We start from the raw sequence: 14,662 nt of genomic DNA on the forward strand, positions 1-14,662 counted from the left end.
GCGGGTACCGAACTGTTCCTGGTACCCGCACCGCGCCGCATCGTTCGAGAGGAGGACCGGCCATGCAGATCACCCGTCTGGGTGGGCTCGAGGTCTCGCGCATCGGGCTCGGGGCCATGGGAATGTCGGCCTTCTACACCGGCGCAGGCCGCGACGACGAGGCGTCTATCCGCACCATCCAACGCGCCCTGGACCTGGGTGTCACCCATCTGGACACCGCCGAGGTGTACGGGCCGTACATCAACGAGGAACTGGTCGGCCGCGCCGTCAAAGGCCGCCGGGACGACGTCGTGCTGGCCACCAAGTTCGGCCTGGTCTCGCACACCGGCCGGCCCGGCCTGGACGGCACACCGGCCAATGTCCGGGCGGCGGTCGACGGATCACTGCGTCGGCTCGGCACCGACCGCATCGACCTGTACTACCAGCACCGGATCGACCCCGGCACGCCCGTCGAGGAAACGGTCGGCGCCCTCGGCGAGCTGGTCGCAGCGGGCAAGGTGCGTCACATCGGGCTGTCGGAAGCCGGCCCGGCGACGATCCGGCGCGCGCACGCGGTCCATCCGCTGGCCGCCGTGCAGACCGAGTACTCCCTGTGGACGCGCGGCCCCGAGGCGGACATCCGGCCGACATTGCGTGAGCTGGGAATCGGCCTGGTGGCCTACTCGCCTCTGGGGCACGGCTTCCTTACCGGCGGCATCCGAACCCTCGACGGCCTGGACGCGGGTGACTGGCGTCGCACCAACCCCCGGTTCACCGGCGACAACCTCACCCGCAACCTGCGCATCGTCGACGCGGTGAGCGAGGTCGCGGCCGACGCCGGTGCTACGCCGGCGCAGGTCGCGTTGGCCTGGCTGCTGAATCGGGGAGACGGCATCGCGGCCATCCCCGGCACCCGGCGCATTGACCGGCTCGAGGAGAACACCGCCGCCGACGGCCTCCGGCTCACCGACGGCCAGATCGCCCGTCTGGATCGGCTCGTACCGGCCTCGGGTGACCGTCACGCCGAGGCCGACATGGCCGTGATCGACCGCTGACACAGCCGGAGGACACCGCTTTCCCCGGTATCGACCGCGCAGCACGGATAGGCCTTGCCGCGCCTAGAAACAACGAACGGAACTGATTCTCATGTCAAGCACAACGATTCGCGTAGGGATCATCGGGGCGGACACCAGGGCCAGTTGGGCCGGGTCGGCCCACGTTCCCGCCCTGGCGGCTCAGCCGCGGTTCACGCTGGCCGCCGTGGCCACCCGGCACGAGGAGAGCGCCCGCGCCGCCGCCGAAGCCTTCGGCACCGAACGCTGGTACGCCGATCCGTACGAGCTCATTCGCGATCCGTCGATCGATCTCGTCACCGTGGCCGTCAAGGTGCCGGCCCACCGCGACCTGGTGCTCGCCGCTCTCGCCGCCGGGAAGGCTGTCTATTCGGAATCCCCGCTGGGAACGAGCGTCGCCCAGGCAGAAGAGATGGCGGCCGCGGCCGGTTCCCTGCACACGGCGATCGGGCTGCAGGGCCGGCTGAACCCTTCCGTACGCCGGGCGGCCGAGATCATCGCGGCGGGCCGGCTCGGCCGGGTGCTGTCGGCCCGGGTCACCTCGACAACCTTCGGCAACGGGCCGGAATCGATCAGCGTCTACGAGTACTTCGACAAGGCGGCGGCCGGTGCCGGTTTCCTGCCGATCGCCGTGGGCCACGTGCTGGACGTGGTCGAAGCGGTTCTCGGCGACATCACCGACATCGACGCCCGTACGGAAATCCTCTGGCCCCAGGTGAAGCTGACCGACACCGGCACGATCGCCGTCCGGGAGGTCCCGGACCATCTCGACGCCGTCGTCAAGACAGCATCCGGCGCGCCCGTCGGGGTCCAGGTGCTGGCCGGCGTCCCCGTGCCCGACGCCCGCTTCAGCCTGGAGATCCGCGGGTCGGACGGCTGGCTGACGCTGACCGGCAACCACCCCGCCGGCGTTCAGGTCGGCGACCTGACCCTGGCGTCGAGCGCCGAGTTCGACGCACCCGACCGCCCCGTGGCTGTCGACGCCGGTCCGGCCGCCATCGACATCTGGACCGGAGCAGCCATCAACGTCGGCGAGATCTACGCCAGCCTTGCCGACGACATCGCGAACGGGACCTACCACACGCCGGGCTTCGACCACGCCTTCCACAACAGCCGGCTCGTCGCGCGACTCGAACAGGCCGCACGTACCGGCATCCGGCAATGACGGGTTATCTCCCTCGGAGTCCCGCGGAAGATTGGAACCATTCAATACCGTTACCTATCCGGCCATTGGAACGTTGACTGGAAAATGGGACTAACCCGCCTTTTACGGTAAGGGTTAACAGTTAAGATCTCAGCCCCCTTTTCATGCGCGCCGTCCTCGGCGACACGGCACTCTTCTTCGCGGGCTCGAGCTACGGCACGAGACCGGGCGCGGTGTACGCCGAGATGTTCCCCGACAACGTGCGCGCACTCGTGCTGGACGGCGCGCTCGATCCGCACGCGACCACCCTCGAACGCCGCGAACAGCAACGGGCGGGTTTTCAGGCGGCGTGCGAATAAATCTTTGCCCGTCTCCGTTACGTGCGTACCGATCAGTCCTGAAAGGGACGTGACCTCACAACCGGGCCTCAAGGAGCGAGCACGCCGGAGCACGCCGCAGCGGAAGTGCCGCCGGCTCGATAAGAAGGAGAAGGATCATCATGAAAGCCACCGTCATCACCTCGTTCGGCGAACCGTCTGTGCTGCGGGTCGCAGAGGCTCCGCGGCCGGTGCCGGGTCCGGGTCAGGTACTGGCGCGGGTTCACGCCGCCGGAGTGAACCCGGCGGAGATCCTCGCACGCGCCGGCGCCTTCCGCCTGCATGCACCCGCCATCATCGGATTCGAGTTCGCGGGCGTCGTCGAGGCGGTCGGCCCGGGTGTCGATGAGGGCCTGGTCGGCGACCGCGTCGCTGGGTGGCCGGACTCCGCCACCCAGGGCTCCTACGCCGAATACACAGTGAGTAGCAACTACGCGACCATCCCCGACGGTGTTACCTTCGAGCAGGCCGCGGCCACTGTCATCGGCGCCGACAATGCGGCGAGGGCTCTCGGGCTTCTGAACCTTCGCCCGGGTGACACGCTCGTGGTCACCGGCGCGAGCGGGGCACTGGGCAGCGCTGCGGTGCAGTTCGCGCGACAGCGCGGTGTCACCGTGATCGGCGTCGCCGGCACCTCCAACGCCGACTTCGTCAAGAGCCTCGGTGCGATCCCGGTCGCTCACGGACCGGGCCTGATCGATCGCATCCGCGCTGCCGCTCCGGGCGGGGTCGACGCCGCGCTGGACACCGCCGGCAAGGGGCTCCTTCCCGCTCTGGTCGAAGTTCTCGGCGGCCCCGACCGGGTCGTGACCCTCGCCGACCGCGATGCCGCACGACACGGCGTCGCATTCAGCCCCGGAGGCAGCGGGAACCGCGACAGCGGTCCTGTCCAGGAAGCCCTGGATCTGATCGCCGCGGGCGCGTGGATCGCGCGCATCGGCCGCAGCTTCCCGCTCGACGAGGCCGCGGACGCTCATCGCCTCGTTGCCACGGGCCACACCCACGGCAAAGTCATCCTCCTTCCCTGACCCCGCCGACCGGCCATTCGAACACGACAACAATCAATTGGAGGATCCGAAATGCCTGCAGTTCTCGTCCACGGTGTACCTGATACCCACCGGCTTTGGGATACCGTCCGTTCCCATCTTCAGCGCGAAGATATTGTCACGATCGATCTCCCCGGGTTCGGTGTACCCCTACCAGCGGGATTCGCGTCGACAAAAGAGGAGTATCTCGATTGGCTTGTCAAGAAGATCGAAGAAATCGGCGAACCCGTCGACCTTGTCGGTCATGATTGGGGGTCTCTGCTGACGGGTCGTCTCGCATCCATCCGACCGGACCTGGTGCGGACATGGACAGGCATCAGCGGGCCCATCGACCCGGAGTACCGGTGGCACTACCTTGCCAAGATCTGGCAAACGCCAGGCGAGGGCGAGCAATGGATGGCGGACCTCGACCTCCAGGAGTTCGCAGCAAGCCTCAACGAAGCGCAGATGCCGCGCGACGCGGCAGACGAATCGGTCCGGCATCTCGATGCCACGATGCGGGCAAGCATCCTCGCCCTCTACCGTTCGGCGATCGAGGTCGGGGCGGAGTGGAAGCCGGGTTTGAGCAAGGTGACCGCGCCCGCGCTGGTGATCTGGGGCCTGGACGATCCGTTCCTTCCGCACCGCTTCGCCGACGAGCTCGGTAATGCAACACGCGCACGTGTCGTCTTCAAGCTCCGCAGCTCGCACTGGCCGATGATCGAGCGTCCGGCCGATGTCGCGCGCGAACTCGAGGCCCACTGGGCTCAGGTGTAAAACCTGTGCGCGGGCACCGGGCTCGAACCCCGCGGCCGTTACGCCAACGGCATCTATTGCCCGCTCGCCATGGTGAGTCCGGGGGCCCACGCATTTGTGCGAAACGAATCATCGTGACGCAGCCGAGCAAGATCTGCCGGGCTGCACGAGGCGGGAGCACTCAAGATGACGAACTCTGCAAACACCCGGATCGGCGTCGGCCTTATCGGGGCTAGTGCCGATAGGGGCTGGGGCGGAATCGCTCACGTACCCGCGCTACAGGCGCTCGACGCGTTCCAGATCCGCGCCGTCAGTACAACTCGTATGGAGAGCGCGAACGCGACCGCTCGTCGGCTGGGCGCCGATCTGGCCTTCGACACACATGAGGCTCTCGTCGTGCGACCGGAGGTCGACCTGGTGGTGGTTGCGGTCAAGGTACCGGAGCATAAACAGATCGTCTCCGACGCCCTGGCCGCGGGCAAGATGGTCTACAGCGAATGGCCGCTCGCAAGAAACCTCTCGGAAGCCGAAGCGCTGGAGGGACTCGCCCGCGAACGACGGCTGCGGACGGTCGTCGGGTTGCAGGGCGGCCTACACCCACCGATCCTCTTCCTTCGCGACCTCATCGCGCAAGGCGTGATCGGCAAGCCGCTCAGCACGAGCATCCGAGCGCACGTGACCGACGACATGTGGGTCGGCCGATATGACCCGCCGCTCGAGTACATGGCTCGCGCAGAGCACGGCGCCACGCTTCTGAGCATCATCCTCGGCCACGGGCTCGAACCCCTCGCGCGTGTGCTCGGCGCGTTCGAGAGCATCTCTGCCGTCGTCGCCAATCAGCGCGGTGACGGCATCCGCCTCTCCGACGGCTCGTCGCTGCCGAAGGACGCGCCAGACGAGATCGTCGTCGCCGGGATTCTCGAAGGCGGAACCGTCACTTCGCTGCACCACAGCGCCGGGCACCCTGCCGGCACGGCGACGGTATGGGAAATCCAGGGCACCGAAGGCAGTCTGCGTGTGGAGTCGGTGTCGGGCTACATCCATTTCACCGATTTCACCATCACGCTGCGCCGCGGCAGCGAGCCTCTCCAAGTGCTACAGGTCCCCCCCGCCTACGCGGCTCCCGACCTGCAACTCGACGCACCCGCGGTGGGGGTCGCCCGCCTCTACACCCAATTCGCCGCCGACCTCCGCGACGGAACCACCCACGCGCCCGACTTCGCGGTCGCACTCGATCACCACCGGGTACTCGAAGCAATCACAAAGGCCGCTGAAACAGGTCATCGGCAGCATCTATCCCGCCCCAACCGATCGAATTCCAGCCTCTGAAACCCGGCAGAGGCACTACTGCAGGACACGAGGAGATGGCGAGCAGGGAGCTAACCCTGGACATGGTCACACAGAGCTGACCGCACCGTGTCGAAGAACTCAGCTGACCAGCGGAGGCCCGTCGCCGAGGCGAGCGGCGTTGATCGCGTCTGCGAGAGCGAGCGGGTCGCTGACGGAGAACGCGATGCGGCCAAGCAGAAGGCCATTACAGAGATGGCACTCGGCAGTCTTCTTGTCCTCATCCAACGCGCTGGACAACCAGGTGGCGACCACCTGCGGAGTCGGCACAGCGATCCGGGTGGGGTCCCAGCAACAACTGCCGTAACTGGGGACGCACCGGGATAGCTGCCCGGATGGTGGTGACCGCGTCACGCTGGCGGCGCAACGCCGCCGCGGCCGGCGCAACGCCGCCGCGGCCGGCGCGACATGCCGCACGAGTTCACCGGCCGCGGGCATGAGCGACGCCCATTCTCTGTCGAACGCGAAGACGCCCTTACCTGCATGCGTTGCTGGTTGTCCAGGTCGATTTTGGTGCTGTTTAGTTGCTGCGGCCCGTAGTGCATCGCCTCGCCGGTGGGTGCTGTGCGAGTGGTGATGGTCTGGAGGTTTGTCCTGGTGGGGCGGCTCCGTTGATCGGTGTTTCGCTCGCGTGCGCTGCGGGTGGTGGCAAGGTGGCAGCCAGACTTACCTATGGCCGTCGGACGGTTTGGTCGTTGTCCGCGACATGATGATTGATCGGGTGGCCCTCTTGCTGGGTGCGGCCGCTCATTCTCATTGGGCCGTCCGCGGTCACCGCCGGAGCGGTGGTGGTGCGGTCTGACAGTGCATCGAGGGAGCTGGCCGCGATTGGTGCCCGTCATCGTGATGTCGGGCTGGCCGGTCCTCGCCGAGCCGGTCCCGTGATCGCTTCAGCGGGCGACGGTGGTGGGTGCGGCTGGTTGCGCGACGATGGTGAACGCGTCGTCGCCGAGGCTGGTCAGGATGTGGGTGGCGTGCCGGACGATCCGGCGGGCCTGTGACAGGCAGGCCCGGTTCGCGTCGTAGCGGTCTTTGACCTGGGTGTAGTAGTCGTAGCCAGGTGCGCAGGCGCGCGCGGAGGTCTTGGCGGCTTCGAACAGCAGCCAGCGCAGCACTTCCGGGCCCTGCCTGGAGAGCCGGCCGGGGCTGCGTTTGCCGTCGGAGGAGTGCACGGTGATGTCCAGGCCGACGAACCTGACTGCCTTGCGTGAGGAGGAGAACCGGTCCGCGCCGCCGAGCCAGGCGCATAGCGCGAGCGAGCTGAGCGGGCCGACGCCGTAGATGCCGTGCATCAACGCCCGGGCGCCCTTGAGCCCGCGGGCGCTCGACAGCAGTCGTCGTCGCAGCCGGTCGAGGTGATCGGCGAGCACGTCCATGACCGCGAGGGCAGTGTTGACCTGCAGTCGGCCGGAGATCGACAACTGGTCATCGATGATCGCGTGCAGCCGGGCCCGGTCGCCGCGGACGATGCCGGCCTGCCCGGGTGCGGTGGTGCCCTGGTGGAAGCAGACCGCCTGGATCCGCTGTGCCCAGCCGGTGTGCTGGGTGCGCAGGTCCTGGTAGAGCTCGAGCATCGCCCGGTACTCCAGAGCTTGAGCCGGCGGGATGTAGCACTCGGGGAGCCGGCCAGCAGCGAGCAGTTCCCGGAGCAGTTTCGCATCGGCCTTGTCAGTCTTGGCCCGCCGTTTCGGGCCACGCAACACGGACGTGTCGGCCGGCTCGGCCAGATGAGCGATCACACCTGCCTTGGCCATTTCCTCGGCGATGTAGCGCCAGCCGGTGCAGCCTTCCATCGCGAACGCCACCGGGCCCGCGGTGGCCGGATCGAACTTGGTCAGCCAGCTGGCCAGGTGTTCCCGGTCGGCCGGGGCAATCCGGCCGCGTTCCCACTTCCCGTTCTGCTCGTCGACCCAGTCGAATGTCAACTGCTTCCGATGGATGTCCAAGCCGCCTACGATCGACATTCGGGACCTCCTCAAGCTCCGTGACCCGCGATGTCTGACACAGGAAAAAACTTGCGTCTGGGCTGAGGAGGCCCTCCGAGTCCGCCGAGGTCAATACCTCGGACGAGGTACACCTCGCCTCAACCCACCGACCGCAACCAAGCCGATGCATGTCATCTCTTTTGCCGCCGATAATGCGCGGCTGGGCGCCGCCGACGGAGTCGTGGCTACTTTTTGTGACGGCCGGCTCCGGAAACCTCAGACCCGGTGGGACCGCCGATGCACGAGGAACCCGGCTACTTCCTGCTCGCGTTGCTCACCCACCGACATCCGATCGCGACGTCATCGACGAAGACGCGCTGAAGTCAGGTCAGGAGCCAGACGCTCGACGAGGGATGGCGATCGAGAGGCTGCGCCGATACGGTACGCCCGCTGCTGCCACACTCGAATGCTCCGGGGGAGACATGGACCTGCGATTCCAGCGCGCCGTTGCCTGGGCTGTTCTGGGCGCCTCCGCCCTGCTCACATCCGCCGCCGCCCTGGTCGCCACGAGCCGCCCGGCGTACGCCGACGAAGCCGTGGCCGACCTGGAGGTGAAGGTGTCGGCCACGACGGCGATCACCGGTGAGCTGTTTCGGCGTCTCGAGCTGACGGTGGTCAACAACGGCCCGTCGGACGTCCCCCGTTCCTGGACCATCGTCTTCGACTTCAGCGGTCTGAACGACCGCAAGGTCACTGTTCTCCCGGTGCAGTTGCCGGACTGCCTACTGAGCGACGACAAGCTGGTGTGCACCGAAACACTCAGCCTGCCGGTCGGGTTCAGCCACCTGCGAACCATGCCGTTCAACCTGGACGCCCGGCCGGGCCAGCAAGGGCCGGTCGGCTCGTTCACGATCACCGCGGCTTCCAGCTCCGTATCCGACCCCAACTCCGAGAACAACACGGCAACCATCGATGTACGCGCCGCGGAACCCTCGACGGCGCCGACCACGCCGCCCGTACCGGGGGATGAACGGTACTGCGAGGCTTACTTCTATACGGGCACCCGGACGGATCTGTGCGCCGACTTCCGTGGTGCCCACAATCCCAGCTGCGACGCCGTCAAATACCGGGTGACCCTCCCCGACTACCGGAACGACCCGTGGGGCCTCGACGGCCCCGCCGGCGCCGCGTTCACCGGCGTACGAGGGCTCGGCTGTGAGAACAACCCGCGCAAGCCGGCGCCCGCAAGTTCCGCTCCCCCAACCGGTGGCGGCGGTGGCGGTGGCGGGCTGCCGGTCACCGGCGCCGAGGTGCCCGTGACGGCCGGCTTCGGGCTGGCACTCCTGGCGATCGGCGCCGGCGCAGTATTGCTCGTGCGCCGCCGCGCGAGGAGGTTCGAGCCCTAACCTCCGTCCTACAGTAAGCCGGGTGCTTTGGTCTTGGGTTAGATCGGTGTGATTCGTGGCGGTGTCCAGGGTCAGGACAGGGGGCCTCGCCCGGCCGGAGGCCGAGGTGCTCCGTAGTCCTTGGTGGTGGATGGGCCGGGATTTATTGGCAGGTAACGTGTCCCTATGGTTCTTGTCAAGCGGCGAGGGCTAGCTTTTCTGCCGGTTTGTGTTGGTAAGGCGTATGCGTTCGGAGCATGGCGTGGAGCACGTCAACGCGGCGACGGGCCAGGCAGATGAGGGCGGCGTTGTGCTTCTTGCCTTCAGCGCGCTTCCGGTCGTAGTAAGCCCGGCTGAGCGGATCGGACAAGGCCGCGAACGCGGACAGGAAGAGCGCGCGTTTGAGCTGCTTGCTGCCGCCTTTGGGTGGGTGCTCACCGCAGATGCTGGTGCCCGAGCGGCGGGTGACGGGGGCGAGCCCGGCGTAGGCGGCCAGGTGGCCGGATGTCGGAAAGGCGTTGCCATCGCCGACTTCGAGCAGGATCCGGGCGGCGGTCCTGACGCCGATGCCCGGCATCGAGGTCAGGACCTCCGAAAGAGGGTGCGCATCGAGCATCTCCTCGACCTGCATCGCGACTTGGTCGCGTTGTTTCAGCAGTTCACGCAGGCTGTCTGCCAGCCTCGGGAGGATGGTCTCGGCTGCGGTGCTGCCTGGGACGACGACGGTCTGAGCGTCGAGCGCGGTGAAGACCTGCTCGACCAGGCGGGCACCCATACGCGGCGCCCGGGGCTCGACGACCTCCGCGAGTTTCGACCGGCCGGCCTTGCGCAGCCCGGCTGGGCCGCCGCACCGTGACAGCGCTTCGAGGACGGCCGGATGCTGCACCTTCGGCCCGAGTACGCGTTCCAGGGGCGGGGGGATCTGGGTGAGTAGGCCGCGGATGCGGTTAGCGATCCGGGTGACCTCGCCGGCGAGGTCGTCGTCGTAGCCGACCAGCATCTCCCGCTCGGCCAGGGTGTCGTCGCCGGTGTCGACCCGGCGCAGCGTGTGCGGCAGCGTCCGGGCCGCGTCCGCGATGACGTAGGCGTCACGGGCGTCGGTCTTGGCGGTGCCGGGGTGCAGGTCAGCGAGCCGGCGCATGACCAGACCGGGAAGGTAGCCGACCTGGTGTCCGCAGGCGCGGGCGACCGCGACGGGCAGCGCGCCGATCGAGGCGGGCTGGTCGACCACGGCCAGGATCCGGCCGTGGCGGGCGAGCTTGTCGAACAGTTTCCGCAACCCAGCCTCGGTGTTCGGCAGCGCCGCGTCGTGCAGCCGCTTGCCCGCCGGGTCCAGTGCGACCGCGTGATGGTCGGTCTTGCCGACGTCCAGGCCCAGGAACACGCCGTACTCGTCGTTCACGCTTTCGTCTCCCACGAAGTCCATCATGGGCTCGGCCGCTGGTCAGAGCGTCGGACTGCCGGCAGCCACGTTACGGAGAGACCTACCCGAGGGGGGTGGCCGGGTCCCTATCAGCGGTCCGCCGACGCCACCCGGCCCGGCGACAACACCCCCCGGATCATTGGTTCGACAGGGGCAGTAAGTCATACCGGACCGAGCGACCGAGCAGGCCCCGGCTGGGGACGTTCATTAGGTAACGGGCAGCCGTAGCGCCCGCGGCGGGCTACGCAGGCCGGGGCAAATCTGTTGACGGCGCCGGGCCAAGACCCGATGGTTCGGTGGTGATGATTCGACGTGAACGTTCCGCCGACGTCCCCGCGATCCACGCGATCACCGCGGCGGCGTTCCGCGACGCCCCCTACAGCGCACCGCCGGTGGAACCGGGAGGCGACCCGGGGGAGGCGACGCTTGTTTCCTGGCTGCGCGCCGACGCCGGTTGGATCCCGGAACTGTCGTTCGTCGCGGTCGAGGACGATCAGGTCATCGGCCACGTCGTCGCGACGCGGGCTCATGTCGAGGGGCGGCCGGTCCTGGGCCTCGGGCCGCTGAGTGTTCTGCCGCGCCGCCAGCGAGCCGGCGTGGGCACTGCCCTGATGCACGCCGTCCTGGGTGCGGCCGAGGCGCTCGGCGAGCCCTTGGTCGGGCTGCTCGGCAACCCCTCCTACTACGGCCGCTTCGGCTTCGTCGCGGCGGAGGCGGTCGGCATCGTCGCACCGGAGCCCGGGTGGGGCGAAAACTTCCAGGTCCGAACCCTCAGCCAGTACGAGGGTCAGGCCGGCCGGTTCGCGTATGCCGAACCCTTCGGCCGGCTCTGAACCCGTCCACGACAGCCCCCGTCCTTCAAGGCCGGCTGCGGGAAGCGGCCGGTGGCACGGTTGTCATGGGTAGGCGGTGCGGCCACGGGACATCTCCATCGGGAACCCGTGACCGTCACCGCACGTGCATGATCTTTGTATGCCCCGTCCGTTTGGCTGTTGACGGTCTCGCACTCAACCGTCAGGAGCCTCTGTGACTGCCTCGATCGGCGTCGGCTTGCCGAATGAAGTTCGTGATGTCGGCCCACGCGCAGTACGCCGAGGCCGGCTTCAACGCCGCGCGCGGCCTGGCACGCCGAGGGACGTGACGGCGAGCCCCGGCTGACGGCGCCGGCCTATTTCGTCCTCGGCGACGCCGACGAGGGCCGCCGCGACGTCTACGACTACTACTCGGTCCTGGGTGAGGACCCGGCGAAGAGCGTCACCGACCAGGTGCTCACCACCCCCGACGAGATCCGCCGTGCCATCGCCGACTGCTCAGACCTCGGCGCAGATCAGGTGATCCTCGATCCCGCCCGGAGTGACCTGTCGGAGGTCCACCGCCTCGCCGACGTCATATGAGTCGGCGATCTCCTGCAGCAGGTCGGCGGAGTCGTCCAGCGTCGGAGCCTCGGCCCGGCGTTCGGGCGGTGACCAGCCGGGGGATGGGACCGGGCCTACGGCGGTGGGTCCGGGACGGATCCCGTAGCGTTCCCGATGCTGGTGCACCGTCGCGTGCAGGCCGGCGGCTCGCGGATCCCCGGCGGCGGCGAGGGCCATGGCTCCGCTGTGCACCACCGACAGGATGCCGCTGAGGTCTTCCTCGTGCCGGAACAGGCGCAACGCCCGGCCCAGGATCGGTAGCACCTCGTCCGGCGTACGACGCTCGGCCAGCAGGCTCTGCGCCGCCATGAGGTAGCTCAGCGCCGCCGTCCACGTCTGGCCGCATGCGATGCCGTGTTCCGCCGCCGCGCGTAACCGATGCCGCGCTTCGCCGGCGCGTCCGGCCAGCAGCAGTGCCGAGCCCTGAGCCATCTCGGCCGAGGCACGCAGCCAGGCGGTGCCGGTTCGGGCGGCGATCCGGTACGCCCGGGTGGCGGCCGACCACGCCAACCGGGCGTCACCGTTCGGGTTCTGCACCAGAGCCTGGTAGTAGAGCATCTCGGCCAGCTGGATCGTGTCGTCGCCGCCCTCGGTGGCTTCCCAGTCGCGGATCGCTTCGGCCAGCAGACGCCGTGCGTCATCGCCGTCGCCACCGACGTAGGCCAGCACGGCGGACGCGGCGCGCGCCTGAGCGACATCCGGCGGTGCGGCGTCCCCGGCCGCCCGCATGGCCGCGGCGAGCGTCCTTCGGCCCTCGTCGAGCAACCCGGCCCGGATCCAGAACCACAGGAGGCCGGTCGCCGTCCGCAGTGCGTCGACCGGCGTCGTGGCCAGGTCGTGGGCGACCGAAACGCGGATGTTCGCCAGTTCTCGGTTGAGCTCGCGGGTCGCCCGCGGCGCCCCGGCGCCGAGTAGTGCCTGCGCCGCGTCCGCGACCATGGCGCGAACCGTGGCGGAATGCAGCTCGCGGCTTGCCCGCGGCGTCGGGTCGACGGCGCGGCAGTACGCCCGGACGGTTTCCAGGACCCGGAATCGGGTGGGGCGGGCGTCGACGTCGACCTCGACGAGTGATTGGCCGACCAGGGAGTCCAGCATGTCCAGCCCGGCCGGTCCGGCGGCCGCCAACGCGAATCCTCCTTCGTAGGGCCACAGCCGCACCAGCAACTCCCGTTCGGCGTCGGCGAGCAGGCCGAAGCTCCAGCCGATGGCGCCGAAGAGGGTTTCGTGGGGGTTCAGCAGGCGATCCGGGACCGTGCCGAGCAGCGCGAACCGGTCGTCCAGCCGCTCGGCGACGTCGTGGAGGTTCAACACGCGGGTGCGGGCCGCCGCCAGCTCCAAGGCCAGCGGAATGCCGTCGAGTGCGACCGCTATGCGCCGCAAGCTCGCGTGATCCCGCGCGTCCTCGGCCCACGTGGGACGGACCGCGCGAATGCGATCGCGGAGGAGGTCCACGGCCGAACCCGTTGCCAGCGGCGCCAACGGCAGGACGTGCTCGCCCGACGCGGTGAGCGGCCGGCGACTGGTCGCCAGCACCCGGAGCCCCGGCGCGCCGGCGAGCAGGACGTTGACGATGCGGGCGAGGGGAGCGGTCAGGTGCTCGCCGTTGTCGAGAATCAGCAGGCCCCGTACGCCGTTCAGCCGGCGCAGCACGGCCGTTGTCGCGTCGCCCGGCTGGTCCGCCACACCGACCGCGCGGCCGATCGAGCCGGCCAACCGGGCCGGGTCGCTCACGTCGGCCAGCCGCACGAACCAGGAGTCGCCGCCGTGCCGGGCCGCCCACTCGAGTGTCAGCCGGGTCTTTCCGGCGCCGGCCGGCCCGACCACCGTCACCATGCGCTGGGCAGAGACGAGCGTGTCCAGGAGGGCGAGCTCGGCTTCTCGTCCGACGAAGGACGAGAGCGGCCGCGGAAGCCTGGCCGGACCGGCGGCGCCCGGATCCCGGAGGAGCAGGCCGGCGTCGTGCCGGAGGATCCGGCCCTCCACCTCACGCAGCTGCGGCCCCGGTTCCACGCCGAGCTCCTCGGCCAGCAGGGCGCGGACCCGGCGGATGGCCGCGAGCGCGTCGGTCTGACGATCGCATCGATAGAGCGCCTCGGCCAGTTGCACCCATCGCCGTTCCCGGAACGGCGCCGACCGGACCAGCGCCTCGAGTTCGGCCACGGCGCGGGCGTTCTCACCCATGCCGATCAGACACTCCACACTGTCTTCCTGCGCCGCGTCATGAAGTTGCTGCAGGGCGGCACGCTTGGCCGTCAGGGTGTCGTCATCCGGAACATCGCTGTAGGGCTCGCCGCGCCACAGTCGCAGAGCGGCCTCGAACAGCGACCGTGCTTGGGCGACGCGACCGGCGGCAGCGGCGAGACGGGCCTCCTCGGTCAGCTCACGGAATCGGTCGACATCCGTTCCACCGGGCTGGATCGCAAGTTCATAACCCGATTTCGTACGCCGCAGGGTGCCCGGCCCCCGATCGCCCATCGCGCGGCGCAGCCGGGAGACGTAGACCTGCAGGGCGATCTCGGGTTTGCCCGGAGGTCGCCCCGCCCACACCGCCTCGACCAGCCAACTGTCGGGGACGGGACGACCTTCGGCCGCCACCAGCACGGTGAGGAGGCGCCGCGGCAGGACCCCGCCGAGGCCGCCGACCCGCCGTTGCCCGTCGAGCAGCTCGATCGGTCCGAGCACCGCCAGCATGCGCACCTGTGCCATTTAAACGCGCCGGCTCAAGCGTCCCGGGCTTCGCGGCTCTGACCGGTCGAGGAGGCCACGGGGCGGACCTGCGGGACAGGGAATCTCACCCGGCATGCCCCGCCGGC

General features: G+C 69.0%; 12 protein-coding genes. 8 read left to right on the forward strand and 4 right to left on the reverse strand.

Features of this window, described 5'->3' with window-relative positions; genetic code table 11:
* Positions 1 to 62: 62 nt before the first annotated feature.
* The 6 genes from C8E87_RS27560 (at position 63) to C8E87_RS27585 (ending at position 5,683) form a co-directional block, all read left to right on the forward strand.
* On the forward strand, positions 63 to 1,034 hold the full coding sequence (locus C8E87_RS27560; protein WP_133875780.1) for an aldo/keto reductase: 972 nt from the start codon (positions 63 to 65) through the stop codon (positions 1,032 to 1,034).
* A 91-nt stretch (positions 1,035 to 1,125) separates the two neighbouring features.
* A complete protein-coding gene (locus tag C8E87_RS27565) occupies positions 1,126 to 2,217 on the forward strand; it encodes a Gfo/Idh/MocA family protein (protein WP_133875781.1) in 1,092 nt (363 codons plus the stop codon).
* A 143-nt stretch (positions 2,218 to 2,360) separates the two neighbouring features.
* Complete coding sequence (locus tag C8E87_RS27570) at positions 2,361 to 2,555, forward strand: alpha/beta fold hydrolase (protein WP_133875782.1); 195 nt, start codon at positions 2,361 to 2,363, stop codon at positions 2,553 to 2,555.
* Between the two features lie 140 nt (positions 2,556 to 2,695).
* The gene (locus tag C8E87_RS27575) at positions 2,696 to 3,601 is read left to right on the forward strand and encodes an NADP-dependent oxidoreductase (protein ID WP_133875783.1); all 906 of its coding nucleotides are present in this window, start codon (positions 2,696 to 2,698) and stop codon (positions 3,599 to 3,601) included.
* A gap of 51 nt (positions 3,602 to 3,652) precedes the next feature.
* Positions 3,653 to 4,375 (forward strand): alpha/beta fold hydrolase, encoded by a 723-nt coding sequence (locus C8E87_RS27580; RefSeq protein WP_133875784.1) that lies wholly within the window; start codon positions 3,653 to 3,655, stop codon positions 4,373 to 4,375.
* A 165-nt stretch (positions 4,376 to 4,540) separates the two neighbouring features.
* Positions 4,541 to 5,683 (forward strand): Gfo/Idh/MocA family protein, encoded by a 1,143-nt coding sequence (locus C8E87_RS27585; protein WP_133875785.1) that lies wholly within the window; start codon positions 4,541 to 4,543, stop codon positions 5,681 to 5,683.
* A gap of 99 nt (positions 5,684 to 5,782) precedes the next feature.
* Here C8E87_RS27585 and C8E87_RS43850 read toward each other — a convergent pair whose 3' ends face one another.
* Both C8E87_RS43850 and C8E87_RS27590 read right to left on the reverse strand, forming a co-directional pair.
* The gene (locus C8E87_RS43850; protein ID WP_166661251.1) at positions 5,783 to 5,956 is read right to left on the reverse strand and encodes a hypothetical protein; all 174 of its coding nucleotides are present in this window, start codon (positions 5,954 to 5,956) and stop codon (positions 5,783 to 5,785) included.
* Between the two features lie 635 nt (positions 5,957 to 6,591).
* Positions 6,592 to 7,665, reverse strand: a complete 1,074-nt coding sequence (locus C8E87_RS27590; protein WP_133875786.1) for an IS110 family RNA-guided transposase — start codon at positions 7,663 to 7,665, stop codon at positions 6,592 to 6,594.
* A 443-nt stretch (positions 7,666 to 8,108) separates the two neighbouring features.
* Between C8E87_RS27590 and C8E87_RS27595 the strand changes: the two genes are divergently transcribed.
* Positions 8,109 to 9,032, forward strand: coding sequence for a hypothetical protein (locus tag C8E87_RS27595; protein WP_133875787.1), 924 nt, complete (start codon positions 8,109 to 8,111; stop codon positions 9,030 to 9,032).
* Between the two features lie 175 nt (positions 9,033 to 9,207).
* Here C8E87_RS27595 and C8E87_RS27600 read toward each other — a convergent pair whose 3' ends face one another.
* Complete coding sequence (locus C8E87_RS27600) at positions 9,208 to 10,437, reverse strand: IS110 family RNA-guided transposase (protein WP_133877114.1); 1,230 nt, start codon at positions 10,435 to 10,437, stop codon at positions 9,208 to 9,210.
* A 299-nt stretch (positions 10,438 to 10,736) separates the two neighbouring features.
* Between C8E87_RS27600 and C8E87_RS27605 the strand changes: the two genes are divergently transcribed.
* Complete coding sequence (locus C8E87_RS27605) at positions 10,737 to 11,267, forward strand: GNAT family N-acetyltransferase (RefSeq protein ID WP_239080342.1); 531 nt, start codon at positions 10,737 to 10,739, stop codon at positions 11,265 to 11,267.
* 477 nt (positions 11,268 to 11,744) lie between these two features.
* Here the strand turns inward: C8E87_RS27605 and C8E87_RS27610 are convergent, their stop codons facing one another.
* The gene (locus C8E87_RS27610; protein ID WP_239080352.1) at positions 11,745 to 14,540 is read right to left on the reverse strand and encodes an AfsR/SARP family transcriptional regulator; all 2,796 of its coding nucleotides are present in this window, start codon (positions 14,538 to 14,540) and stop codon (positions 11,745 to 11,747) included.
* Positions 14,541 to 14,662: the final 122 nt, after the last annotated feature.

Source organism: Paractinoplanes brasiliensis, from assembly GCF_004362215.1.
Lineage (GTDB): Bacteria > Actinomycetota > Actinomycetes > Mycobacteriales > Micromonosporaceae > Actinoplanes > Actinoplanes brasiliensis.

Excerpts from the sequence above, each read along its gene's own strand:
- C8E87_RS27605 (WP_239080342.1), top strand. The coding sequence starts at position 10,737 with ATGATTCGACGTGAACGTTCCGCCGACGTCCCCGCGATCCACGCGATC.
- C8E87_RS27565 (WP_133875781.1), top strand. The coding sequence starts at position 1,126 with ATGTCAAGCACAACGATTCGCGTAGGGATCATCGGGGCGGACACCAGG.
- C8E87_RS27585 (WP_133875785.1), top strand. The coding sequence starts at position 4,541 with ATGACGAACTCTGCAAACACCCGGATCGGCGTCGGCCTTATCGGGGCT.
- C8E87_RS27560 (WP_133875780.1), top strand. The coding sequence starts at position 63 with ATGCAGATCACCCGTCTGGGTGGGCTCGAGGTCTCGCGCATCGGGCTC.
- C8E87_RS27570 (WP_133875782.1), top strand. The coding sequence starts at position 2,361 with ATGCGCGCCGTCCTCGGCGACACGGCACTCTTCTTCGCGGGCTCGAGC.
- C8E87_RS27580 (WP_133875784.1), top strand. The coding sequence starts at position 3,653 with ATGCCTGCAGTTCTCGTCCACGGTGTACCTGATACCCACCGGCTTTGG.
- C8E87_RS27575 (WP_133875783.1), top strand. The coding sequence starts at position 2,696 with ATGAAAGCCACCGTCATCACCTCGTTCGGCGAACCGTCTGTGCTGCGG.
- C8E87_RS27595 (WP_133875787.1), top strand. The coding sequence starts at position 8,109 with ATGGACCTGCGATTCCAGCGCGCCGTTGCCTGGGCTGTTCTGGGCGCC.
- C8E87_RS27600 (WP_133877114.1), bottom strand. The coding sequence starts at position 10,437 with ATGGACTTCGTGGGAGACGAAAGCGTGAACGACGAGTACGGCGTGTTC.
- C8E87_RS27610 (WP_239080352.1), bottom strand. The coding sequence starts at position 14,540 with ATGCTGGCGGTGCTCGGACCGATCGAGCTGCTCGACGGGCAACGGCGG.
- C8E87_RS27590 (WP_133875786.1), bottom strand. The coding sequence starts at position 7,665 with ATGTCGATCGTAGGCGGCTTGGACATCCATCGGAAGCAGTTGACATTC.